Source organism: Pseudazoarcus sp. NS36 (assembly GCF_059703705.1).
The window spans coordinates 580,389-604,770 of the sequence record NZ_BAAKJA010000001.1; the positions used below are offsets into that span (position 1 = coordinate 580,389).

Consider the following 24,382-nt stretch of genomic DNA (forward strand, 5'->3'; position numbering starts at 1 on the left):
GTATCAGTTTCGGCCGGCTGCCCTCACAGCAGCCATTCAATCGGCAGGATCGACAGGAAGCGGATGCCGAAGCGCTGCAACGGCCCGGTGCCGGGCTCATAGGCGTGGCGACGCACACCGTCCGGATTGCGCTCCAGCCAATACACACAGCCATCCTCGGACAGTCTGACCTCGTAAGCATTGAGCGGAATCGTATGCTCGAAGGCATCGGCCACCTCGGCCGCCAGCGGCGGACTTTCGATCACAAAGCCAAGCTCGGTGTTGAGGTTCATCGAGCGTGGATCAAAGTTGAAAGACCCCACAAAAACACGCTCATCGTCGATGGCAAAGGTCTTGGCGTGCAGGCTGGAACCCGAGCTACCGAAGGGTCCGACGCGCAGATTGAGCGCCGGACCGGCTGCGGGATTACGCAGTTCGTAGAGGATCACCCCCGCACGCAGCAGATCTTTGCGGCGTTTCGCGTAACCGGCATGCACCACGGCCACATCGGTGGATTCGAGCGCGTTGGTCAGCACGCGCACGCGGATGCCCTGTCGCACCAGCTCCGCAAAGGCGTCCACCCCGGCGGCGGTCGGCACAAAATAGGGCGAGACCAGATCGACCGAGCGCTTCGGCTGCCCCAGGATGGCCCGCAGCTGCGGCATCAGATGCCCCTTGCGATCCGCCTTGGCCAGCCCCTTGGCCGGGTCGTCACTGACCATGTGGGTCGTCGCCCACTCAAAAGCCAGCTCCCCCGCCAGCAGGGCGCGCAGGAATCCCGAGCGGCGTACTGTCCGCAGATAACGGCTGGCTTCGTCGGCACTCTCCGCCACGGCACCGGCCGCCTTGAGCTGCTCCAGCGCATCGGCTTCGGGCTCCGGCAGGATCAGCTCGGCCGGATACGCCGAGGCGCTGGCCCAGTAGCGGTCGAAATCGCGCGAGGTCTCGTCCACCACCGGACCGATCGCGAGCACATCCAGGTCCGCGAAGATCAAGCCGTCGGTAGCGCCGAAATACTCATCGCCGATGTTGCGTCCGCCAACGATGGTGACCTGGTTGTCGGCGGTGAAGGACTTGTTGTGCATGCGCCGGTTGAGCCGGCGAAAATCCGTAACAAAACCAAAATATTTGGGTTGGCGCACGATGAACGGGTTGAACAGGCGAACCTCGACGCGCGGATGCGTATTGAATGCGGACATTTCTTCGTCCACCGCCGCCGTGCCATGGTCGTCCAGCAGCATGCGCACCCGCACGCCGCGGTCGGCTGCGTCGTGCAGCGCCTTGAGCAGCAGCGTGCCGGTGACGTCCCTGCGCCAGATGTAATACTGCACGTCGAGCGAGCGCTCGGCGCTGCGCGCCAGCAAGATGCGGGCGGCAAAGGCATGGTGCGCGTCCGCGAGCGGATGGATGCCGCTCCGGTCGTCGCGCTCGGGCAAGGCGCGCACCACGGCCTGCCCGAGCACGGTGGAGCGCGTTTCCAGCGGATCGGGTGCATGGCTGACACTGCGCCCTTCCAGCGCCGGCAGCGTGCAGCCCGACGCAAGGAACAGCACGCACAGCAATCCGACGAAGCGCCGGAATCCGCCTGCTCGCTGCACCATGCGCTGCAATCGCGTCACATCGTCCTCCAGAGGCCTCAGGCTAAACGCCGCACCGGGCCGATCACAGGACGCCAGCTCCGGGGAGCCTGCGTCGGAACTCCCTGGCATTATCCCCGAACCACGGAGGGATTACCTGACCGCCCAACCGGGCGCTACGGTTGCGCCTGCAGGAACTTGATGATTGGATACGGACATTGCACGCATCCCACGGTCGCACAGACCCTCCAACACGAATGCATAGACGAGACGCTCCGCATGCCCGCCCCCTTTGCCGCTGCGCACGATGAGCCACGCTGCAGCTGACCCCCCCGGCGCGTGCGACATCGTGGCCTCGGCCGACGGCGTCACGCTACGCGTGAGCGGTGCGTGGACCTTGCCGCACTACCGCGCGCTCAATGCTGTCGTCGCGACGCTGCGCGAGCGCTCGGCAAGCGCTGCGGCCATCGACGCCTCGGCGCTGAGCGCCCTGGACACCGCCGGTGCCAGCCTGCTGTGCGAGCTCCTCGGGCCGGAGCAGCTGGCCGCGGCGCTGGCCGCACTGCCCGCAGAACGTCAGGCCTTGCTGCGCACCGTCCGCGAAGCGCGCGAACGCGCCGGAGCAGACACCCCGCTTCCGGCCCGCTACACCCCCGGCGACGTGCTGGCCCACATCGGCCGCACGACACTGGCGTTTCGCGACCACATGGTCGGCGTCTGCGGCCTGCTCGGGCTGACGCTGGAAACCCTCGCCCGCACGCTGTTCAAACCTGCGCGCTGGCGTGTCACCGCGTTTCTCGTGCATCTGGAACGCACCGGCCTGGACGCCGTACCCATCGTCGCGCTGCTGACCTTCCTGGTCGGCGCCGTCGTGGCCTTTCTGGGCGCGACGGTGCTCGCCAACTTCGGTGCCAGCGTCTACACCATTGATCTCGTGGCGTATTCCTTCCTGCGCGAATTCGGCGTGCTGCTGGCAGCGATTCTGGTCGCCGGCCGCACCGCCAGCGCCTTCGCCGCACAAATCGGCTCGATGCGCGCCAACGAGGAGGTCGATGCCATCCGCGTGCTGGGTCTGTCGCCGGTCGAATTGCTGGTTTTGCCACGCGTGCTGGCGCTGCTGGTGGCGCTGCCCATCCTGACCGTGGTGGCGATGGCCTCCGGGCTGGTCGGCGGCATGCTGGTATGCGCCGTCACGCTCGACCTGAGCCCGGCGATGTTCCTCGCCACGGTCGAGAACAACATCGGCTTGCGCCACTTCCTGATCGGGCTCGCCAAGGCGCCGGTATTCGCCTTCCTGATCGCGCTGATCGGCTGCCACGAAGGCTTCAAGGCCGCCGGCAGCGCGCAGTCGGTGGGCGAGCACACCACTTCGGCCGTGGTGCAGTCGCTGTTCGCGGTGATCGTGGTGGACGCCATCGCCGCCCTGTTCTGCATGGAGATGGGCTGGTGAGCGCGCCGGACAACGTCATCGAGGTGCGTGACCTGAGCAACCGTTTCGGCCCGCAAACGGTGCACGAAGGGCTGGATCTGGACGTGCGGCGCGGCGAAATCCTCGGCGTGGTGGGCGGCTCGGGCACCGGCAAGTCGGTGCTGCTGCGTACCATCGTCGGCCTGAACCGCCCCACCTCCGGTCGCATCCACGTGCTCGGCGCCGACCTCACCACCCTGTCGGACGAGCAACGCAGTCGCATCGAGCGCCGTTTTGGCGTGCTGTTCCAGCAGGGCGCGCTGTTCTCGTCACTGACGGTGGCCGAGAACGTGATGCTGCCGCTGATCGAGCACGCCGGCCTGCCGCGCAGCGAGGCAGCACCGCTCGCACGGCTCAAGATCGCGCTGGCCGGGCTGCCGCCGGAAGCCGGCGCCAAGTACCCGTCGGACCTGTCCGGCGGCATGGTCAAACGCGCGGCGCTGGCGCGTGCGCTGGCGCTGGACCCCGACATCCTGTTCCTCGACGAGCCCACCGCCGGGCTGGACCCCATCGGCGCGGCGGCCTTCGACCGCCTGATCCGCACGCTGCGCGACGCGCTGGGACTCACGGTGTTCCTCGTCACCCACGACCTGGACACGCTCTACGCCATCACCGACCGCGTTGCCGTGCTGTCACAACGACGCGTACTCATCAACGCTGATCTGGCCACCGTCGCAGCCTGCGACGACGCCTGGATCCGCGATTACTTCCTCGGCCCGCGCGGACGCGCGGCCGCCGCATCCACTCTGGAGGGCTCCTGAATGGAAACCCGTGCCCATCACATCCTGATCGGACTGTTCACCGTGCTCGGCCTTGGCGCCGCGCTGCTGTTCGTGCTGTGGCTCGGCACCAGCGGCACCGACCGGCAGTACGCGCAATACGACATCGTCTTCCAGGAAGCCGTCACCGGCCTGTCGCGCGGCAGCACGGTGGAGTTCAACGGCATCCGCGTCGGCGACGTCGCCAGTCTGCGACTCGACCCCGACGACCCGCGCCGCGTGCTGGCGCGTGTGCGCGTCGAGCGCGATGCGCCGGTGCGCAGCGACACGCGCGCGCTGCTGGTGCCGGCCGGCATCACCGGCCTGTCGTTCATCCGCTTCAGCAGCGGCGACGATCCGACCAGCACGCTGCTGCTGCCGGAAGACGACAACATCCCCGTGATCGTTGCCCAACCCTCACCGATGAGCCGCCTGATGGCCGACGGCGAAGACGTCATGACCAACGTCAACCAGGTGCTGATCCGCGTCACCGAACTGTTCTCCCAGGAGAACGTGGAGCGACTCGACGCCACGCTGCACAATCTGCAGGAGTTCACCAGTGTGCTGGCCGAACGCCGCGACGATCTGTCCGCCGCCATCGACGCCACCAGCAGCCTGCTGCAGACCACCGACCAGCTCGTCGACGTGGAGCTGCGCGGGGCACTGGCCGACGCACGCAAGTCAGTGGCTGCTCTCGAACGCACCATGGGCAGCATTGAAGCCGTGGTGTCCGACAACCGCGGCAACCTCGACACCGGCCTGCGTGGTCTGGCCGATGTCGGCCCTGCCATGTCGGAGCTGCGCGGCACCATGGCCTCGCTGCGCGCCATCACGCGCGAACTCGAAGAGAACCCACGCGACTATCTGATCGGGCGCCAGCCCTCCCGGGAGTTCAAACCATGAGAAAGCCCCTGATCCTCTCGGCGCTGCTGTGCGCCACCCTGCTGTCGGCCTGCTCGATCCTGCCGGAGAGCCGCCCGGTGGACATCTACCGCCTGCCCACATCGCTCCTTGCGCCCGACGCCTCCGCGCCGCCCCAACGCAAACCCATCGGCGCAGTGCGCGTGCTGCGCCCGGCCACCGGCAACCAGTTGTCGGGACGACGCATCGTCGTCGTGCCCGATGACCTGCGCGTCAGCGTCTATGCCGACGCGGCCTGGGCGGACACCGTGCCGGCAATGGTGCGCGAGCGTCTGGCCGATGCGCTGCGCGCGGCAGGCCGTTTCGACACCGTCAGCACCGATGAACACAGCCTGCGCGCGGAGTTCGAGATCGACACCGATCTGCGCGCCTTCCACAGCGAGTACCGCAGCGGCGCGCCGGATGCGGTGGTGCGCATCGACGCCCACCTGGTGCACGCCGGCTCGCGCCGGGTGGTGGCCAGCCGCAGTTTCGAGTCCCGCGTACGGGCCAGCGAAGCGCCATTACCCGCAGTGGTGAATGCACTGGGCCAGGCCGCCGATGAGGTCACCAGGGCGCTTGCCGCCTGGGCGGCCGACACGGCCGGCACCGTGGAACCGCGCCGCCACTGAATCCCGAACCGCGCTGGTGCATGAGCGCCCCATCACGCACCAGCGCAGTGCATGCACGCAAGGCATGCCACTTCCGCCCCCCTCATTCCCGCGTCAAGCTGACCTTCCCGGATTGGCACAGCGTTTGCTTTCCTGAGTGACAGGAAGGTCCGTCACGCATCGCTGCCAACGGACTTCATCGAATCACGAGTCACTCCAGGCGGGCCGACCAAAGACGGCCGACCCCGCCGATCCGCCAAGGCGGATCGCGGATCAGCGCCGATCCCTGACGACATCGACCCATTTTTCCGGCACAGGCCGGATGGATTGTTGCGAGAGGGAATCATGCGCAAACAGAAACTGGTAATGGTCGGCAACGGCATGGCCGGGGTGAAGACCCTGGAAGAACTGCTCAAGTACGCGCCCGACCAATACGAAATCACCGTCTTCGGCGCCGAACCGCACGGCAATTACAACCGCATCCTGCTCTCGCCGGTACTCGCCGGCGAGATGGGCCTGCCTGACATCATGCTCAACGACCTGGCCTGGTATGCCGACAACGGCATCACCCTGCACACGGGTCGCAAGATCGTCGAGATCGACCGCGTGCGCCGCATCGTGCGCGCCGACGACGGCACCGAGGCCCACTACGACCGCCTGCTACTGGCCACCGGCTCCAAGCCCTTCATCCTGCCGGTGCCGGGCTCGACCCTGCCGGGCGTGATCGCCTACCGCGACATCGCCGACACCGAGACCATGATCAGCGCCGCCCGCAGCCACCGCCACGCCGCCGTCATCGGCGCCGGCCTGCTCGGCCTGGAAGCGGCCAACGGCCTCGCGCTGCGCGGCATGGACGTGACCGTGGTGCACCTGGCCGACTGGATCATGGAGCGCCAGCTCGACAAGCCGGCGGCCGACCTGCTGCAGGCCTCGCTCGAAGCCAAAGGCCTGAAGTTCGAACTCGGCGCGCAGACCGCATCGCTCGAAGCCGGCCCGGACGGCCGGGTGGAATCGCTCAGGCTCAAGAGCGACGTCAGCGTGCCGGCCGATCTGGTGGTGATGGCCGCCGGCATCCGCCCCAACACCGAACTGGCCGAATCGGCACACCTGTACTGCAACCGCGGCATCGTGGTCGGCGACACCATGCAGACCGTCACCGACCCGCGCATCTACGCCATCGGCGAATGCGTCAGCCACCGCGGCACCAGCTACGGTCTGGTCGCGCCGCTGTTCGAACAGGCCAAGGTCTGTGCCAACCACCTGGCCGGCTTCGGCATCGGCCGCTACGAGGGCTCGGTGACCTCCACCAAGCTCAAGGTCACCGGCGTCGATGTGTTCTCAGCCGGCGACTTCACCGGTGGCGAGGGCTTTGACGAGATCGTGCTGCACGACCGCGCAGGCGGCGTGTACAAGAAGATCGTGCTCAAGGACGACAAGCTCGCCGGCGCCGTGATGGTCGGCGACACCGCCGACGGCGCCTGGTACTTCCAGCTGCTGCGCGAGGGCAAGAACATTGCCGAGATGCGTGACCACCTGATGTTCGGCCAGAGCTTCTCGCAGTCGCATCTGGGCGACGCCGGCCACCAGGGTCAGAACCTGGCCGCCAGCATGGCCGACACCGCCGAGGTGTGTGGCTGCAACGGCGTGTGCAAGGGCACCATCGTCAAGGCCATCAAGGAAAAAGGCCTGTTCACGCTCGACGAGGTCAGGAAACACACCAAGGCTTCGAGCTCCTGCGGATCCTGCACGGGGCTGGTCGAGCAGCTGCTGGCCTCGACCGTGGGCGGCGCCTTCCAGGTCACCGACAAGCACTCCAAGCCGATCTGTGCCTGCACCGACCACAACCACGGCGAGGTGCGCCGCGCCATCATCGAGCACAAGTTCCTCTCCATTCCGGAAGTCATGCGCGCGCTCGAATGGAAAACGCCCAACGGCTGCGCAACCTGCCGTCCGGCACTGAACTACTACCTGATCTCGAGCTGGCCGCACGAGGCACAGGACGACCCGCAGAGCCGCTTCGTCAACGAGCGCGCCCACGCCAACATCCAGAAGGACGGCACGTATTCGGTGGTGCCGCGCATGTGGGGTGGCGTCACCACGCCGGACGAGCTGCGCGCCATCGCCAACGTTGCCGAGAAATACGAGATCCCCACCGTCAAGGTCACCGGCGGCGCGCGTATCGACCTGCTCGGCGCCAAGAAGGCCGACCTGCCGCTGATCTGGCACGACCTGGGCGAAGCCGGCATGGTCTCCGGCCACGCCTACGGCAAGAGCCTGCGCACCGTGAAAACCTGCGTCGGCGCCGAACATTGCCGCTTCGGTACGCAGCGCTCGATGGACATGGGCATCAAGCTCGAGAAGATGCTGTTCGGCATGTGGAGCCCGCACAAGGTCAAGCTGGCGGTGTCGGGCTGCCCGCGCAACTGCGCCGAATCGGGCATCAAGGACGTCGGCGTGATCGGCGTCGATTCCGGCTACGAGCTGTACGTGGCCGGCAACGGCGGCATCAAGACCGAAGTCGCGCAGTTCCTGTGCAAGGTTTCGACCGATGAGGAAGTCATGGAGTACGGCGGCGCCTTCCTGCAGCTCTACCGCGAAGAGGGCTACTACCTGGAGCGCACCTGCCACTACGTCGAGCGCGTCGGCATGGAGCACGTCAAGAAATTCGTGCTCGATGACGCCGACAACCGCCGCGCGCTGTACGAGCGCCTGCTCTACACGCTGCGCGACGCGCCGGACCCGTGGGCCGAACAGTCGTCGCAGCCGAAGCTGCGCGAACAGTTCGAGCCGCTCGACGCCTGAACCTCGGGGCGGGGCCAGCCCCCGCCCGTACCGAACATCGCAACAGGAAAGATGATGAACATGCCGATCCCCGAAACCGACCTCACGTGGCGCCGTGTCTGTGCGCTGACCGACATCCCGCCGCTGGGCGCACGCACGCTCGACAACACGCCGCACGGCGCCATCGCCATCTTCCGCAACGCCGAAGACGAAGTCTTCGCGCTGCACGACAAGTGCCCGCACAAGGGCGGCCCGCTGTCGGCCGGCATCGTGCACGGGCGCAGCGTCACCTGCCCGCTGCACAACTGGAAGATCCGCTTCGAGGACGGCCAGGCGCTCGAACCCGACGTCGGCTGCACCAAGCCCTTCGAGGTACGTGTCGAAGACGGCCAGGTCATGATCCGCTACTGAGCGACGTCACTCCCCCGCTCCCCCTTTTGTCTCCGCACGGACAGCCTGTCCGCAGGGTGCCCGTGCGCGCAAGCGAGAAACCGATGGACCGCAAATCATTCCTGCAGGCTGGCCACACGCCTACCCTGATCGCCGCATTTCTTTACTTCGACCTCGCCTTCATGGTGTGGGTGCTGCTCGGCCCGCTGGCCGTCAGCATCGCCACCGATCTGGGTCTGACCCACTCGCAGAAGGGTCTGATGGTCGCCACCCCGGTGCTCGCCGGCGCACTGCTGCGCTTCGTCATGGGCCTGCTGGTCGACCGCCTGTCGCCCAAGAAGGCCGCCATCATCGGTCAGGTCATCGTCATCGCGGCGCTGGCCTGCGCGTGGTTCTTCGGCATTCACAGCTATGAGCAAACGCTGATCCTCGGCATTTTCCTCGGCGTGGCCGGCGCGGCCTTTGCCTCGGCGCTGCCGCTGGCCTCGCGCTGGTATCCGCCCGAGCATCAGGGCACGGCCATGGGCATTGCCGGCGCCGGCAACTCCGGCACCGCCTTTGCCGCGCTGCTCGCACCCGGGCTGGCGATCGCCTACGGCTGGCAGAACGTTTTCGGCCTGGCACTGATCCCGCTGGTGCTGGTGCTGGTGTTCTTCGTCTTCGTCGCCAAGGACGCGCCCGACGCCCCGCCGCCCAAGTCGCTCGGCGAATACCTGAAGGTGCTCAAGGACCGCGACGCCTGGTGGTTCATGTTCTTCTACTCGGTGACCTTCGGCGGCTTCGTCGGCCTGGCCTCGTCACTGGTGATCTACTTCAACACCCAGTACGGTCTGGACGCCCGGACCGCCGGCTACTTCACCGCCGCCTGCGTGTTCGCCGGCTCGCTGGTGCGCCCGATCGGAGGCAATGTGGCGGACCGCGTCGGCGGCGTAAAATCGCTCTCCATGATGTACGTCATCGCCGCCATCTTCCTCGCACTGGTCAGCGTCGGCCTGCCCTCGGCCTGGCTGGCGCTGGGCGCCTTCGTCGTCGCCATGCTGGCGCTCGGCATGGGCAACGGCGCAGTGTTCCAGCTCGTGCCGCAGCGCTTTCGCCGCGAGATCGGCGTGATGACCGGCCTGGTCGGCATGGCCGGAGGCATCGGCGGCTTCTACCTCGCTTCCAGCCTGGGCTATTCGCGTGAGATCACCGGCAGCTACCAGACCGGCTTCATGATCTTCGCCGCACTGGCGGTGCTGGCGCTGGTCGGCCTGACCGGCGTAAAGAACCGCTGGCGCACGACCTGGGGTTCGCCGAAGCTCACGTCCGCCAAGATCTGATGCCGACTGCCGCAGCAGCCCTCGTCGTCGAAGTCGGTCACGCCTCGCTGCGTGGCCCGCGCGAACGCAACGAGGACTTCTGCGGCGCGGCCACGCCCGAAGGCGCCGAACTGGACGCCAAGGGCGTGCTGGCCGCGGTGGCCGACGGCGTGGGTGGCCACGCCAATGGACGCGAGGCCTCCGAATACACGGTGCGCGGCCTGCTCACCGACTACTACGCCACGCCGGATACCTGGAGCGCTGCAAAAGGCCTGAACACGGTCATCGGCGCGCTCAACCGCTGGCTGTATTCCCACACCCAGAAAGCACGCGAAACCGCCGGCATGGCCACCACGCTGTCGGCCATCGTGCTGCGCGGGCGGCGCTACACCATCGCCCACGTCGGCGATTCGCGCATCCTGCGCCTGCGCGCGGGGCAGCTCGAACGCCTGACCTCAGACCACGTGTGGGAACACCCGGAACTCAACAACGTGCTGTCGCGCGCCATCGGGCTCGACCAGCACGTGGCCGTCGACCTGTCGGACGGGGAACTGGAGGAAGGCGACGTCTTCGCGCTACTCAGCGACGGCGTGTGGGAACCGCTTGGTGAAGCACGCATCCGCGACATGCTGGCGCGCGGCGAGTCACCCGAGAAGATGGCCCGTCTGCTCACCGACGCCGCCATCGGCGATGGTGGCCACGACAACGCCACCGCGCTGGTGCTGCGCATTGCGCAACTGCCGGCCGACGGCCTGCTCGACGTCATCGCCCGCCTGCAGGCCCGCCCGCTGCCGCCGGTGCTCAAGCCGGGTCAGACACTCGACGGTCTGACGGTAGAGGAAGTCATGCACGAATCACGCGCCACGCTGCTGTACCGCGTGCGTGACGCGCTGGGCCAGGAGCGCGTGCTCAAAACCCTGCGTCCCGAGGCCGACGCCCCGGAGTTCACCGCCGCGCTGGCGCACGAGGAATGGCTCGCCAGCCGCGTGCTCGACGGCCGCTTCCCGCAGGTCGTTCCGCACCCCGAGGCCGCCCACCTGTATTACCTGATGAACTGGCACGAAGGCGCCAGCCTGAAGGCCCACCTGCGCACCGGGCGACACTTCAGCGCCGCCGAGGTAGCCGACCTGGGCATCGAGATCGCCAAGGGGTTGGCGACGCTGCACCGGCTGGCCATCGTCCATCGCGACATCAAGCCCGACAACCTGCACCTGGCCAGCGACGGCAAGCTGCGCATCCTCGATCTGGGCGTGGCCGCATCCGACGGCCAGACCGAAACCCAGGCTTTCGGCGAGATCAACAACCCCGGCACGCCCAGCTACATGGCGCCGGAACTGTATGCCGGAGAGAGTGCCGGCGTGCAGAGCGACCTCTACGCCGCCGGCGTCACGCTCTACGAACTGCTCACCCGCCACTACCCCTACGGCGAAATCGAGCCCTTCCAGAAACCGCGCTTCGGCGACCCCGTGCCGCCCACGCGCTATCGCCCCGACATCCCGCAGTGGCTCGAATCGGTGATCCTCAAGGCGGTCGCCCGCGACCGCAGCGACCGCTTCGAAACCGCCGAGGAATTGCTCCACGCCCTGGAGATGGGCGCCCACCGCCCGCTCGCCGTGCCGCGCAGCAGCCCGTTGATGAAACGCGACCCGAGCTTCGGCATCCGCCTGTTCGCGGTGCTGTCGGGGGTGGTCAATGTGATCCTGCTGTATCTGCTGCTGGCGCGCTGAGCGGGCTTACGCACCCCTGCCGCCTGCGGCCCTGTCGATCACGGAACGCCACGAGGACGCGACAGGCGTTTGACGACAAACACCGTCCTGATCAACCCAGCAACGGCAAGACCTTGTCGCGGAAGCGGCTGGCGGCGGTGCTGCCGACCGACTGCACCAGCATGGTGGAGAGCTTGTCGACTTCGGCGAGCAGTGCATCGCGGCTGGAGATTTTCTCGACCCGCATCGCGATGTAGTCGGCTTCCGGACCGAGAAACTCGATCAGCATGCCGGTGATGGCCTGCTTGGCCTCGCTCAGGTTCGGGCCGTTCGCAGCAGGGGCTGCGGCCGCTGGCGCTGCAGCCGGCGCGGGGGATGAAGGCGCTTCGCGCATCGAGATGAAACCGCCCTCGAGCAGGCTCTCGAGATAGCCCTGGGCCTCGTCGGGGGTCGGGTGGTTGAGCAGCAGTTCGCCGACCGATCTGCGCCCGTCGACCATGATCAGCATGGTCCGCATACGCGACGGGATGCGCCGCACGCGCGTGTCGATCTCTTCGTGGCCGAGATCAGTCTTGGCAAAAACGGTTGTCGGCTCCATCGGCATGTCCCCCTCCGAGCGTCATATTTTTTTGTGTTTTGCACATGGTGCGCCCGCATCTGCGCTCGGGCAAGGCTCGGATTCCCGCATGTGCGCGGCAGAGCGCCCCCGGACGGCCGGATGGCAGGAGTCCGCCCTGCCCGCCAGGGCCACATATGCTGCGGCGCACCAAGTGCGTGCCTATGGTGCGCGCAGCGGTCCGGCATGGTGCAGATCGCTTGCCATGAGCATCGGCCCGGTCTCGCGCGTCAGGATTTTATCTTGCGAATCTTGCAGTTGGCTGAATCTGACGGATCTGGCACGGAGCTTGCACTACAGGAATCGAGACCACTACGCGCCGTAACCCGATGAAGGGTGCGTGGCGTGATGGCCAGGGGGAGTCAGCTCCCTCTCGGAAAATTTGACGCAGCCCAATGACGGGTTGCAACCGGGCAACGGCGCCCATGACGGATCCAGTGGATTCGCCATGGGCGCCGTTGCCGTTTCCGGTCACAGGATTCTTTCAATAAGGAGTACGACGATGAAGCACGCAAGAACGAAGTCCCTGCCCACCCGGCTGACGCGTTTCGCGCTGGCCTCGGTCGCAGCAATCGGCCTGGCCCTGCACACGCTCGGCAGCACGGCCACCGCGGCCGACGTCGAGAAGCCCGACCTGAAGTTCGGCTTCATCAAGCTCACCGACATGGTGCCTCTGGCCGTGGCCTACGAGAAAGGCTACTTCGAGGACGAAGGCCTGTTCGTGACGCTGGAAGCGCAGGCCAACTGGAAGGTGCTGCTCGACCGCGTGATCTCGGGTGAGCTGGACGGGGCGCACATGCTGGCCGGCCAGCCGCTGGGCGCGACCATCGGCTTCGGCACCGAGGCGCACATCGTCACGGCTTTTTCGATGGACCTCAACGGCAACGCCATGACGGTCTCCAACGACGTCTGGAAGCAGATGAAGCCCAACGTGCCGATGAAAGACGGCAAGCCGGTGCACCCGATCAAGGCCGACGCGCTCAAGCCGGTGGTCAAGGCGTTCCGCGACAAGGGCACGCCCTTCAAGATGGGCATGGTCTTCCCGGTGTCCACGCACAACTACGAGCTGCGCTACTGGCTCGCCGCCGGCGGCATCCACCCCGGCTTCTATGCACCCGATCGCGGCGACACGACCGGCCAGATCAGTGCCGAGGTGCTGCTGTCGGTGACCCCGCCGCCGCAGATGCCGGCCACGCTGGACGCCGGCACCATCAACGGCTACATGGTCGGCGAACCGTGGAACCAGCAGGCCGTGTTCCGTGGCATCGGCGTGCCGGTGATCACCGACTACGAGATCCGCAACAACATCGTCGAGAAGGTCTTCGGCGTGACGGGCAAGTGGGCCGACGACAACCCCAAGACCCACGTCGCGGTGGTCAAGGCGCTGATTCGCGCCGGCAAGTGGCTGGATGACGAGAACAACAAGAACCGCAAGGAAGCCGCCAAGATGATTTCGGCCTCGCACTACGTCGGCGCGGACTACGAAGTCATCGCCAACAGCATGACCGGCATCTTCGAGTTCGAGAAAGGCGACAAGCGCCCGGCTCCGGACTACAACGTGTTCTTCCGCTACAACGCCACCTACCCGTACTACTCGGACGCCGTCTGGTATCTGACGCAGATGCGCCGCTGGGGCCAGATCTCCGAGCAGAAGCCGGACAGCTGGTACCTCGACATGGCCAAGAAGGTGTTTCGTCCGGACGTCTATCAGACCGCCGCCAAGGCCCTGATCGCCGACGGCAAGATGGCCGCCACGGACTTCCCCGACTTCGCCAAGGAAACCGGCTTCCGCCCGGTCGCCCATACCAGCTTCATCGACGGTGTGGCCTTCGACGGGCAGAAACCGAACGCCTACATCGACCAGTTCAAGATCGGCCTGAAAGGCAAAGAGAAGGCCAAGTAACCGTGAGGCCGGGGCGCCCCCGCGCCCCGGTCAATGCATCCGCAGGAGCATCAACATGCTGAATCAAACGGCAAATGTTTTTGGAAAACTGGGCCTGACCTGGTTTGTCCCCTTCTTCCGCCTCGCCGCCGGCGAGGACCCGCGCACGCAACTACGCGAAATCCTGATGCAGATCGGCGTGCCGATCATCGCCTTCTCGCTGTTCCTCGCGTTGTGGGGCGTGCTCGCCTCGGGCGTGCAGACCAGTCTGGGTGCCATTCCCGGCCCGGCCGAGGTTTTTGTCGAAGCGCAGAACCTGGTCACCGAGCACAACAACGAGCGTGCCCGTGAAGCCGCCTTCATCGAACGCCAGGAAGCACGCAACGCGACCATCCTGGCCGAGAACCCGAACGCCGAAGTCTCGGTGCGCCCCTGGACCGGCAAGCCGACCTACTTCGACCAGATCATGACCAGCCTGTACACGGTGTTCACCGGCTTCGCGCTGGCGACCTTCATCGCCGTGCCGCTGGGCATCCTGTGTGGCCTGTCGCGCACCTTCCAGACCGCCATCAACCCGCTGATCCAGATCTTCCGCCCGGTTTCGCCGCTGGCCTGGCTGCCCATCGTCACGCTGGTGGTCAGCGCGGTATATGTGTCGTCCGACCCGATGTTCCAGCGCAGCTTCATCATCTCGGCCATCACCGTCACGCTGTGCTCGCTGTGGCCGACGCTGATCAACACCGCGGTGGGCGTAGCGTCCATCGACAAGGATCTGATCAACGTCTCCAAGGTGCTGCGCCTGCACTGGTACACCAAGGTCGTGAAGATCGTGCTGCCGTCCTCGCTCAAGCTGATCTTCACCGGCCTGCGCCTGTCGCTCGGGGTGGGCTGGATGGTGCTGATCGCGGCCGAGATGCTGGCGCAGAACCCCGGCCTCGGGAAGTTCGTGTGGGACGAGTTCCAGAACGGTTCGTCGAGTTCGCTGAGCCGCATCATGGTGGCGGTATTCACCATCGGCATCGTCGGCTTCCTGCTCGACCGTGTCATGGCCACGCTGCAGCAGCTCGTCAGCTTCGGCAACGACAACGCCTGAGGAGGAAACCGTCATGGCTCAACCCGCCCTCAAACCCGCTGTCGAAATGCCTGCCGACGACACGCCGGTCGCCGCGCCGGTGCCGGCCCAGGCCCTGCTCGAACTGCGCGGCGTATCCAAGTCCTACGGCAGCGGCGCATCCGCCACCTCGGTGCTCAAGGACATCAACCTGTCGATTCGCGAAGGTGAATTCGTCGCCATCGTCGGCTTCTCCGGCAGCGGCAAGACCACGCTGATCTCGCTCATCGCCGGCCTCATCGCGCCGGACGGCGGCGAGGTGCTGTACCGCGGCCAGCCTGTTAAGGGCCCCGGTCCGGAACGCGGCGTGGTGTTCCAGAGCTATTCGCTGATGCCGTGGATGACGGTACGCCAGAACGTGGCGCTGGCCGTCGACCAGATCTTTGCCGACCAGCCCGCCGCCGAGCGCAAGGCGCGTGTCGAGAAGTACGTCGACATGGTCAACCTCGGCAGCGCGCTGGAAAAACGCCCGGCCGAACTGTCCGGCGGCATGCGCCAACGGGTGTCGGTGGCCCGCGCGCTCGCCGGCAGCCCGGAAGTGATGCTGCTCGATGAACCGCTCTCCGCGCTGGACGCGCTGACCCGCGCCAACCTGCAGGACGAGATCATCGAGATCTGGAACAAGGACAAGAAGACCGTCGTGCTCATCACCAACGATGTGGACGAAGGCATCATCATGGCCGACCGCATCATCCCGCTGAACCCCGGCCCCGGCGCCACCTTCGGCCCCGAGTTCATCGTCGACCTGCCGCGCCCGCGCGACCGCCGCGCGATGAACCACGACGAAGGCTTCAAGCGCATCCGCAAGGACGTCACGCAATACCTGATGCGTGCCGGAGAAGCCCGCGCCGCGGCCGGTAGCGCGCAGGTCATCGCCCTGCCTTCGGTGCTGCCCAACACCAGCCGCGAGTACGAAGCCGGCCTCAAGGCCTATGCCGCCGCGGCACCCGAACGCCCGGCGGCCGACCTGAGCCGCTACGTCGACTTCTCCAAGATTTCCAAGGTGTATCCGACCAAGAAAGGCCCGGTGAAGGTCGTCGAAGACTTCGATCTGAAGATCCGCCGTGGCGAGTTCATCTCCATCATCGGCCACTCGGGCTGCGGGAAATCCACCGTGCTGTCGATGGTGGCGGGGCTGAACGAGATCAGCGAAGGCGTGATCGTGCTCGACGGCCGTGAAGTGGCCGCCGCCGGCCCGGACCGCGGCATCGTCTTCCAGGCGCCGAGTCTGGTGCCCTGGCTGACGGCCTACGAGAACGTCGCGCTCGGCGTGGAGCAGGTCTACCCGCACGCCACCAAGCAGGAACGCAACGACATCATCGGCCACTTCCTGGATCGCGTCGGGCTGGCCGATTCCATGCACAAGAAGGCCGCCGAGCTGTCCAACGGCATGAAGCAGCGCGTCGGCATCGCCCGCGCCTTCGCGCTTTCGCCGAAGCTGCTGCTGCTCGACGAACCCTTCGGCATGCTCGACTCGCTGACCCGCTGGGACCTGCAGGAAGTGCTGATGGACGTGTGGGCGCGCACCCAGCTCACGGCCATCGTCGTCACCCACGACGTCGACGAAGCCATCCTGCTGGCCGACCGCGTGATCATGATGACCAACGGCCCGAATGCCACCGTCGGCAAGATCCTCGAAGTCGACCTGCCGCGCCCGCGCACCCGCAAGCAGCTGCTCGAACACCCGGACTACTACCGGCTGCGCGAGCAACTGCTGGGCTTCCTGGAGGAGTGCGACCACACGCACTGAGCGAGCCCTGTAGCAGCCAAGCAAACGGCCGTGCACATGCACGGCCGTTTGCTTGTGCGAGGCCCCGGACCCGACCGAACGCCGTCCGGCCCACCGCCTCAGGTACCCGCGTACTCGCAAAAAACCAGGCGGCGAGGTGGCGACCTGGCCCGACCCGGCACGCTAGACTTCATTGCAAGGGTTCGCACGTCAGGAGTCGCAGATGGATGCGTCACGCCTCTACCAAGTCCTTGCCGATGCGGTGCTTGCGCTGCATGTCGGCGTAGTGGTTTTTGTGGTGTTCGGCTTTGTCGCCATCGTCGGCGGCAACCTGCTCGGCCGGCGCGCCATCAACGCGATGTGGTTTCGCGTGGCACACGCCGTCGCGATCGGCATCGTCGTAGCCCAGTCCTGGCTCGGTCAGGCATGCCCGCTGACCGTGCTCGAAGCGTGGCTGCGCGAACGCGCCGGGCAGGCAGCCTACGACGGCGCCTTCATCCAGTACTGGCTCGACCGGATCCTGTTCTACCAGGCCGAGCCCTGGGTATTCACGACGATCTATACGCTGTTCGGCCTGTTCGTCGCGGCAGCGTGGTGGCTCTTCCCGCCACGGCGCAAGACACAGCGCGAACCCTGACAGACGCGCCTCGGCGAGACTTCCGTTCGAAGCGCCGAACACCGCGCGGCGCGCACGGTCACACCTGCGTCCCCACTGGAGCCGACCCGATGTCCGAGCGCAAACCGAACTCCCCGCCGTCACTTGCCGGGCGCCGGCGCTTCCTCTCCCTCGCGGCACTCGGCGCCCTGGGCTCGCACCTGCCCGCCGCCCGCGCCAGCGACCTTCTCCTGCGCGCCGTGCCCTCCACCGGCGAGCGCCTGCCGGCCATCGGCATGGGCACCTGGATCACCTTCGACATCGAGCCGAGCTTTCGTGCCGGCAACGCGCTCACCGAGCGCTGGCAGGTGCTGCGCGAGTTCTTCGCCGCCGGCGGGCGGCTGATCGATTCTTCGCCGATGTACGGCCGCGCCGAGGCCGTGCTGGGCGAACTGCTGCCGCAGACTCCGGGAGCGGACGCGCTCTACTCCGCCACCAAGGTGTGGACGCCGGGCCAGAGCATGGGCGAGCGCCAGATGGCGCGCTCACTGCAACTGTGGGGGCTGAAACGCTTCGACCTGATGCAAGTGCACAACCTGCTGGACCGGGAGGCCCACCTGCCCACCCTCCAACGCATGAAGGACGAAGGCGCGGTGCGCCACATCGGCATCACCACCTCGCACGGCCGGCGGCATGACGAATTCGAAACCCTCATGAAGCGCGAACAGCTGGATTTCGTGCAATTCACCTACAACCTCGCCCACCGCGAAGCCGAGCAACGCCTGCTGCCCGCCGCCGCCGAGCGCGGCTGCGCGGTAATCATCAACCGCCCCTTCGACGGCGGCGCTCTGTTCAGCCGCGTGCGGGGCAAGGCGCTACCGGGCTGGGTGAGCGAGCTCGGCTGCGAGAACTGGGCGCAGATCTTCCTGAAATTCGTGATCTCTCACCCGGCCGTGACCTGCGCGATCCCGGCCACGTCCAATCCGGAACACATGCGCGAGAACATGGGCGCGCTGAACGGCCCCTTGCCCGACGCGGCACTGCGCCGGCGCATGGTCGAGGACTTCGCACGGATGGCCTGACCGGCCGGCGCTGCGCCCCTCAGGCCGCAGCCGCGGCCTCGCCCCCGGCACGCACGCCAAGCGCAACGGCAATGCGCCGGCGCTCCAGGTCCTGCCAGGCAAATACGGCGTCCACGGCCTGCGTCGCCAAGGCGAAGCATTCGGCGGCCGGAATGCGCACACCGGCTGCGCCGAGCAGACGTTCGCGCAGCGTATGGACGAACCCCTGGACGGCCTGCGCAGCCTGATCCTGTTCCGCAGCCGCGGCACCGCGCGCAGCGGCAGCAAGCAGCGATTCGGCCCGTGACAGCAGGAACACCAGGCGCACGCGCGCCACCGGCGCGACCTGTCCGCGCGCCGCTGCCGCACTGGAGAGCGCGCGCGCCTGGCCGAGGCACTCGGCCAGCGTGGGCAGGCAGAACGAGAAATTGCGTACCGCCGGGCCGGTAGGGGCATTGCCGCCGGGCTGGTCGATGCGCGCCTCGCCCAGCGTACGCAACCAGTCGAGCAGTTTCGCGACGATCTGGCAGTGATCCTGGAAGCTCATCTCCGGCGTGCTGGCCGACAGCCCCCCCGTCAGGGTTTGCCACTGGCCGTGCAGGGCGCGCGCATCGGCGATGCGGAAGCACGGATAGGCCTCGCCCGATTCAACGCGCGCCACGGCTTCCAGCGACTCGAACATGCGTTCGATGACGGCCTGCTTTTGCGGCAGTTTCGCGCCGAAGCTCTTGTCGCCGGCCAGCCACGCACCGCTCATGCCGCGGTGCTGCTGGACGTTCTGCAACAGCACCACGATTTCAGCGGAGGCGGCGAGTGAGCGGCGCGCGCGCTCCGGGCGCCACGACAGCCCGCGCGCCAGCATCAGCCACAAGGGCATGGCGATGGCGAGTACGACGAGGACAGCCAGCCCCAGGATTCCCGTTTCCATGATCCGCTCCTACTCGTAGCGATAGTGCTGAAGGTGTTCTTCGAGTCGCCCCACCAGATGCTTCAGGTAGGTCGCCAGCTCGCTGCTCTCGGCCAGACGCTGGGCGTTCTCATCGGCCAGACGGGCAACGCGTTCGATGTCGCCACCGATGCGCTCACCGGCCGTGCTCTGTTCGCGGCTGGCCGCAGCAATGTCGTTCATGTGCAGCAAGGCGCCTTCGGCTGCAGCGCGGATCGAGGCCAGTGCGGCCGAGGCCTCGGCGGCGGCTGTAGCGCTGAGACGGGCCTTCTCGTCGGCCGAGCGCACGGCGCCGCCAAGCACCGCCACATCGCCATGCACAGAGCCGATCAGGTCGGAAATGCTGCGCGTGGCCTCGGTGGTGCGCTCGGCAAGCTGGCGCACTTCGTCGGCGACCACGGCAAAGCCGCGGCCCGATTCGCCAGCCCGTGCGGCCTCGATGGCGGCGTTGAGCGCCAGCAGATTGGTGCGCCCGGCAATGTCGGCAATGGTGGCGACGATGCCGTCGATCTCGCGTGAGCGCTCGGTCAGCGTCGCGGCAGCGCTGGCGGCACCGCGCACATCCACGGCCAGCGCCTGCATGGCCGAAGCCACGCCGTCGACCATGTCGGTGCCGCGCGCGGCTTCGGCGGCGGACACCCCGGCCGACTCGGCCGCTTCGGCCGCACCGTCACGCGTCTGGCTCAAGCTGGTGATGAGTTGTTCCAGCGTGGCGGCCGACGAGACGGTGATGTCGCGCTGCGCGGACACGCCCTGCTCCCCCGCCGCGGCATTGGAGGCCGCTTCGCCGGACACGCTGCGCAACTCGGCCGTGGCCCGGCCCAACTCGGTCAGCATCGTCGCGAGCTTGCGCGCGGCGCGGTTGAAGCACTCAAACAGCGAGGTGAACTCATCCGCGGCAGCCGTCGGCAGCCGCGAGGTGATCTTTCCCTCGGACAGCTCGTTGGCGAAGACTTCGAGCTCCTGCAGCCGCCCGCGCACGGCGCCCACCACCCGCCAGCCGCAAGTCGCAGCACTGAACGCCAGCACCAGCGCGACGCTGCGCAAGGCCCAGTCGCCGGCCGCAAAGGCCAGCCCCAGGCCCAGCCCCGCCGCCCCCCAGGTCATGCAGGCCCAGCGCAGCAAGGAACGCCGGGCCGGTGCTGCGCGCAGGGAACTGCTTTCAACCACCGTCGAGTCGTCCATGTCAGTTCCTTGAAGTCGTGCGGGATTCACCGGCGCGCACGAGGCGCCGCAGTTCGGGCAGGCAGGAGCCGCAGGACGTGCCGCATTTGAGTCGGGCCTGCAGCCCCTCGACGTCGGCGCCACCGGCAACGGCCTCGCGGATCGCGCTCTCGGACACACCGAAACAGTTGCACACCGTGCGCCCGACACTGGCCGTGCCCTGCGGCGGCGTGGCCACCGGGGCGAACAGCCACGGCCGCAGCGGCCCGATATCGACGCTGCCGACCATGGCGTCGACCAGCCAGTCGAAGGCCACGGTCTCACCCGCCAAACGCAGCGCCAGCAGACGCTCGCCTTCGATGCGGGCGCGCTTGTCGATGCCGCGCTTGCGGTCCGACAGGCGCACCACCGGGTCGGCCTCGGCGCAGCCGAAGGCACTGTCGAGCGGCGCCAGCAAAGCCTCGGGCAGCGCCCAGCCGTTGGCCACGCGCAGCACCACCACCGGACGCTCGCGCCCGGTCAGCGTCAGCGCGGCGTAGCCGAACTGCGCCAGATGCGGGCGCACCGCGCCCATCCACGCCACGGCCTCATTCTGGTCGCGCGCCACGGCGGCCCAGGCCGCACGCCATTCGAGCTTGGCCGGCAGGATGCCGACCGCCGCCTGCTTGAGCGCGGGCTGGCCGGACACCGGGTCCACCGCCGGAGAGGTCAGCACATTGGGGCCGGCCTGGGCCAGCGTGGACGCGCCCCAGTGCATCGGAATCCAGGCCTGACCGGGCGCCACGCCTTCGTCGGCGTCCAGCGGCAGCACGATCTCGCCGCGCTCGCCGGTGATGCGCACCAGCTCGCCGGCCGTGAGGTTGCGGCGCACCAGGTCAACCGGGTTCACCGCAATCGCGGCACGCGGCGTGTGGCCCCACAGCTGCGGCACCTTGCCGCTGCGGCTCATGCCGTGCCACTGGTCGCGCAAGCGCCCGGTGGTGAGCATGAAGGGACGACGTGCGCTGGCCGCCTCGGGCGTGGGTGAATGCTTGACCGGGAAACCGACCGGCGCAAAGCGCGCACGACCATCGGCGGTCGGGAACACGCCGTCTTCGAACAGGCGGGCGGTACCGCCCGTTGCGCCGGGCAGGAAGGGCCATTGCTGCGGGCCCTGCTGCTCCAGCAGCGCGTGGCTCAGGCCGCTCATGTCGCAATCGCGCCCGGCGGTAAGCGAGACGTGCTCGGCAAAGATTTCGGCTTCGGAGGCGAAGTCGAACAAGGCTTCGGGCTTGTCCAGCCGCTTTGCGAGACGGCGCGCAAAATCGGCCGTGATGGCCCAGTCCGGACGCGCTTCGGCCGGCGCTTCGATGGCCGGACGCACGCGCGTGACACGGCGCTCCGAGTTGGTCACCGTGCCCGATTTCTCGCCCCAGCCAGCGGCCGGCAGCAGCAGGTCGGCGAACTCGCAGGTCTCGGTGTCGGCATAGGCTTCCTGCAGCACCACGAACTCGGCCTTTTCCAGCGCGGCGCGCACGCGGGTGAGGTCCGGCAGCGACTGCGCGGGGTTGGTGCAGGCGATGTACACCGCCTTGACCTTGCCCTCGTGCAGCGCGTCAAACAGCCCGACGGCCGCCAGCCCCGGACTTTCGGGCAGCGAATCGACGCCCCACAGACGGGCGACCTCGGCCCGGTCTTCGGGGTTCTTCGGGTCGCGGTGGGCTGGCAGGATGGAGGCCAGCGCGCCGACTTCGCGCCCGCCCATGGCGTTGGGCTGGCCGGTCAGCGAGAACGGGCCGGCGCCGGGGCGGCCGATGTGGCCGGTGGCCAGGTGCAGGTGGATCAGCGCGGCGTTGTTGGCCACCCCGTGATGCGACTGGTTGAGCCCCTGACACCACATCGACAGGGCCGCTTTGGACTTGCCGAAGCGGCGCGCGGCTTCGACGATCTGCGCGGCCTCCACACCACAGGTGGCGGCGACGTTGCCGGGCGAATATTCGGCCAGCTGCGAGCGCAGATCGTCAAAGCCGCTGGTGTGGTTGCGGATGAAATCGCGGTCGATCAGGTCGTCCCAGAGCAATACGTGCAGCATCGCGTTGTACAGCAGCAAGTCGGTGCCGGGTGCGATCTGCAGATGCAGGTCGGCAAACTCGGCGGTCTCGGTGCGGCGCGGGTCGACCACGGTGATGAAGAGTTCGGGGTTGGCGCGCTTGGCGTCTTCGATGCGACGGAACACGATGGGGTGCGCCCAGGCGGTGTTCGAGCCGGCGATCAGCAGATGGTCGGCCAGCGCCAGATCCTCGTAGCTCGTCGGCACGCTGTCGGCGCCCAGCGTGTGCTTGTAGCCGGCCACCGCGCTGGACATGCACAGGCGCGAGTTGGAATCGATGTTGTTGGTGCCGACCAGGCCGCGCGCGAGCTTGTTGAAGACGTAGTAGTCCTCGGTCAGCAACTGACCGGAGATGTAGAAGGCCACGGCGTCCGGGCCGTGCTCGCGGATGATGTCGGCGAAACGGTCAGCCGCCGTGTCGAGCGCGATATCCCAGCTGGTGCGCAGGCGCGGTGCATCGCGCGAAGTGCGCAGTTCCGGGTGCAGCGCGCGTCCGGCGGTGCCGGAGGTGAGGTGCAGCGTGGCGCCCTTGGTGCACAGCCGCCCGAAATTGGCCGGGTGGTCCGGGTCGCCGCGCACGCCGGTGATGACGCCACCGCTGTGCTCGATCAGCACGCCGCAGCCGGTGCCGCAGTAGCAGCAGGTGGAGCGCGTCTCGCGCGTACCGGTGTCGGGCTTCATGAAGTGGATCTCCGCTCTGTCCATGGTCGCGCCGCTCATGCCGCCACGCCGATGCGGGCATGGTCGTTGGCGCTGCGCGCAAAGGCGGCGACCTCGCCGATGACGAGAATGGTCGGCGCGGTGAGCCCTTCGGCGGCGATGTGTTCGGGCAGCTCGGCCAGCGTGGTGCTCACGCTGCGCTGTGCCGCGAGCGTGCCCGAGGCAATCGCAGCGGCCGGCAGGCGTGGCGACAGCCCGGCGGCGATCAGGCGCGCGACGATGGTCAGCACGCGGGCAAGGCCCATGTAGATCACCAGCGTCGTGCCGGTCGCAGCCAGGGCCTTCCAGTCCGGTCCGGAACCGTCGGCGCAGTGGGCGGTGACCAGCGTCACGCCATGGGTGTGGGCGCGGTGCGTGACCGGAATGCCGACCGCAGCCGGCACCGCGATGCCGGCGGTCAGGCCGGACACGATCTCGGCCTCGATACCGGCGGCTGCGAGGGCCTCGACCTCTTCACCGGCCCGCCCGAACACACAGGGGTCGCCCCCCTTGAGCCGCACCACGACCTTGCCGCGGCGCGCATAGCGCACCATCAGACGGTGGATGGTGGCCTGCGGCGTGGACGGCCGTCCGGCACGCTTGCCGACGCGCAACACGCGCGCACCGGAGCGCACCAGGGCCAGCACCTCGGCGGATACCAGATCGTCCGCCAGCACGATCTCGGCCAGTTCCGTCAGCAGGCGCGCCGCGCGCAATGTCAGCAGATCTGCCGCGCCGGGGCCGGCTCCGACCAGATAGACCTTGTTCATGTGTTTCTCCCGCTCGGCCACGCTCCACGCGGGCCTTGATGATTCGTTGCAATGCGCGGGACCGACGCAAAAAAGGCGCCGCATCACGGAACCGCAGCTTCGAGCTGCAGATCCGGGATGGACGCCGTTGTCCGGTTTCCCGCTGCGGGTCGTCGTCGACCCGCACTTGATTTCATCAAAGCATGAGGCGTGCCAGCACAAGCTCATGCAGGACCACGCCTATCCGGCAGCAAAATTCCTTGCGCAGCGGCC

Annotated in this window: 19 protein-coding genes; 13 read left to right on the forward strand and 6 right to left on the reverse strand. The window is 67.6% G+C overall.

Features of this window, described 5'->3' with window-relative positions; translation table 11 throughout:
• Window positions 1-23 precede the first annotated feature (23 nt).
• The gene (locus AC6H0R_RS02750; protein ID WP_497579803.1) at window positions 24-1,598 is read right to left on the reverse strand and encodes a phospholipase D family protein; all 1,575 of its coding nucleotides are present in this window, start codon (window positions 1,596-1,598) and stop codon (window positions 24-26) included.
• A 265-nt stretch (window positions 1,599-1,863) separates the two neighbouring features.
• On the opposite strand from AC6H0R_RS02750, the gene AC6H0R_RS02755 reads away from it, so the two are divergent.
• The 8 genes from AC6H0R_RS02755 to AC6H0R_RS02790 all read left to right on the forward strand — a co-directional run bounded on the left by AC6H0R_RS02755 (window position 1,864) and on the right by AC6H0R_RS02790 (window position 11,489).
• The gene (locus AC6H0R_RS02755) at window positions 1,864-3,006 is read left to right on the forward strand and encodes an MlaE family ABC transporter permease (protein ID WP_497579804.1); all 1,143 of its coding nucleotides are present in this window, start codon (window positions 1,864-1,866) and stop codon (window positions 3,004-3,006) included.
• Window positions 3,003-3,785, forward strand: a complete 783-nt coding sequence (locus tag AC6H0R_RS02760; protein WP_497579805.1) for an ABC transporter ATP-binding protein — start codon at window positions 3,003-3,005, stop codon at window positions 3,783-3,785. Before AC6H0R_RS02755 ends, AC6H0R_RS02760 begins: the two co-directional genes overlap by 4 nt.
• The gene (locus tag AC6H0R_RS02765; RefSeq protein WP_497579806.1) at window positions 3,786-4,685 is read left to right on the forward strand and encodes an MlaD family protein; all 900 of its coding nucleotides are present in this window, start codon (window positions 3,786-3,788) and stop codon (window positions 4,683-4,685) included.
• A complete protein-coding gene (locus AC6H0R_RS02770) occupies window positions 4,682-5,314 on the forward strand; it encodes an ABC-type transport auxiliary lipoprotein family protein (RefSeq protein WP_497579807.1) in 633 nt (210 codons plus the stop codon). The genes AC6H0R_RS02765 and AC6H0R_RS02770 overlap by 4 nt, the downstream gene beginning before the upstream one ends.
• 324 nt (window positions 5,315-5,638) lie before the next feature.
• Window positions 5,639-8,095 (forward strand): nitrite reductase large subunit NirB, encoded by a 2,457-nt coding sequence (gene nirB / locus AC6H0R_RS02775; RefSeq protein WP_497579808.1) that lies wholly within the window; start codon window positions 5,639-5,641, stop codon window positions 8,093-8,095.
• Window positions 8,096-8,149: 54 nt separating this feature from the next.
• Window positions 8,150-8,485 carry a nitrite reductase small subunit NirD gene (gene nirD / locus AC6H0R_RS02780; protein ID WP_497579809.1) on the forward strand — a complete coding sequence of 112 codons (336 nt, stop codon included), beginning with the start codon at window positions 8,150-8,152 and terminating at the stop codon, window positions 8,483-8,485.
• Between the two features lie 83 nt (window positions 8,486-8,568).
• Window positions 8,569-9,783 carry a nitrate/nitrite transporter gene (locus tag AC6H0R_RS02785; protein WP_497579810.1) on the forward strand — a complete coding sequence of 405 codons (1,215 nt, stop codon included), beginning with the start codon at window positions 8,569-8,571 and terminating at the stop codon, window positions 9,781-9,783.
• Entirely contained in the window at window positions 9,783-11,489 is a 1,707-nt protein-coding gene (locus tag AC6H0R_RS02790; RefSeq protein WP_497579811.1) for a bifunctional protein-serine/threonine kinase/phosphatase, read from the forward strand. Before AC6H0R_RS02785 ends, AC6H0R_RS02790 begins: the two co-directional genes overlap by 1 nt.
• Window positions 11,490-11,580: 91 nt before the next feature.
• Here the strand turns inward: AC6H0R_RS02790 and AC6H0R_RS02795 are convergent, their stop codons facing one another.
• Window positions 11,581-12,066 (reverse strand): hypothetical protein, encoded by a 486-nt coding sequence (locus tag AC6H0R_RS02795; protein WP_497579812.1) that lies wholly within the window; start codon window positions 12,064-12,066, stop codon window positions 11,581-11,583.
• Window positions 12,067-12,586: 520 nt separating this feature from the next.
• Here AC6H0R_RS02795 and AC6H0R_RS02800 point away from each other — a divergent pair.
• From AC6H0R_RS02800 to AC6H0R_RS02820, 5 genes are all read left to right on the forward strand, one after another.
• Window positions 12,587-13,987: a CmpA/NrtA family ABC transporter substrate-binding protein gene (locus tag AC6H0R_RS02800; RefSeq protein WP_497579813.1), complete on the forward strand. Its 1,401-nt coding sequence runs from the start codon at window positions 12,587-12,589 to the stop codon at window positions 13,985-13,987.
• 55 nt (window positions 13,988-14,042) lie between these two features.
• Window positions 14,043-15,059: an ABC transporter permease gene (locus tag AC6H0R_RS02805; RefSeq protein ID WP_497579814.1), complete on the forward strand. Its 1,017-nt coding sequence runs from the start codon at window positions 14,043-14,045 to the stop codon at window positions 15,057-15,059.
• Between the two features lie 13 nt (window positions 15,060-15,072).
• Window positions 15,073-16,827 (forward strand): ABC transporter ATP-binding protein, encoded by a 1,755-nt coding sequence (locus AC6H0R_RS02810; protein ID WP_497579815.1) that lies wholly within the window; start codon window positions 15,073-15,075, stop codon window positions 16,825-16,827.
• Window positions 16,828-17,029: 202 nt separating this feature from the next.
• Window positions 17,030-17,443 carry a DUF2784 domain-containing protein gene (locus AC6H0R_RS02815; protein ID WP_497579816.1) on the forward strand — a complete coding sequence of 138 codons (414 nt, stop codon included), beginning with the start codon at window positions 17,030-17,032 and terminating at the stop codon, window positions 17,441-17,443.
• A gap of 89 nt (window positions 17,444-17,532) precedes the next feature.
• Window positions 17,533-18,483 (forward strand): aldo/keto reductase, encoded by a 951-nt coding sequence (locus AC6H0R_RS02820; protein WP_497579817.1) that lies wholly within the window; start codon window positions 17,533-17,535, stop codon window positions 18,481-18,483.
• Between the two features lie 19 nt (window positions 18,484-18,502).
• On the opposite strand, the gene AC6H0R_RS02825 is transcribed toward AC6H0R_RS02820, so the two are convergent.
• The 4 genes from AC6H0R_RS02825 to cobA are packed head-to-tail and all read right to left on the reverse strand — an operon-like array spanning window position 18,503 to window position 24,130.
• Window positions 18,503-19,390: a nitrate- and nitrite sensing domain-containing protein gene (locus tag AC6H0R_RS02825; protein WP_497579818.1), complete on the reverse strand. Its 888-nt coding sequence runs from the start codon at window positions 19,388-19,390 to the stop codon at window positions 18,503-18,505.
• A gap of 9 nt (window positions 19,391-19,399) precedes the next feature.
• Window positions 19,400-20,593, reverse strand: coding sequence for a methyl-accepting chemotaxis protein (locus AC6H0R_RS02830; protein WP_497579819.1), 1,194 nt, complete (start codon window positions 20,591-20,593; stop codon window positions 19,400-19,402).
• A gap of 1 nt (window position 20,594) precedes the next feature.
• Window positions 20,595-23,342, reverse strand: a complete 2,748-nt coding sequence (locus AC6H0R_RS02835) for a nitrate reductase (protein ID WP_497579820.1) — start codon at window positions 23,340-23,342, stop codon at window positions 20,595-20,597.
• Window positions 23,343-23,377: 35 nt separating this feature from the next.
• Window positions 23,378-24,130 (reverse strand): uroporphyrinogen-III C-methyltransferase, encoded by a 753-nt coding sequence (gene cobA / locus AC6H0R_RS02840; RefSeq protein WP_497579821.1) that lies wholly within the window; start codon window positions 24,128-24,130, stop codon window positions 23,378-23,380.
• Between the last annotated feature and the right edge of the window lie 252 nt (window positions 24,131-24,382).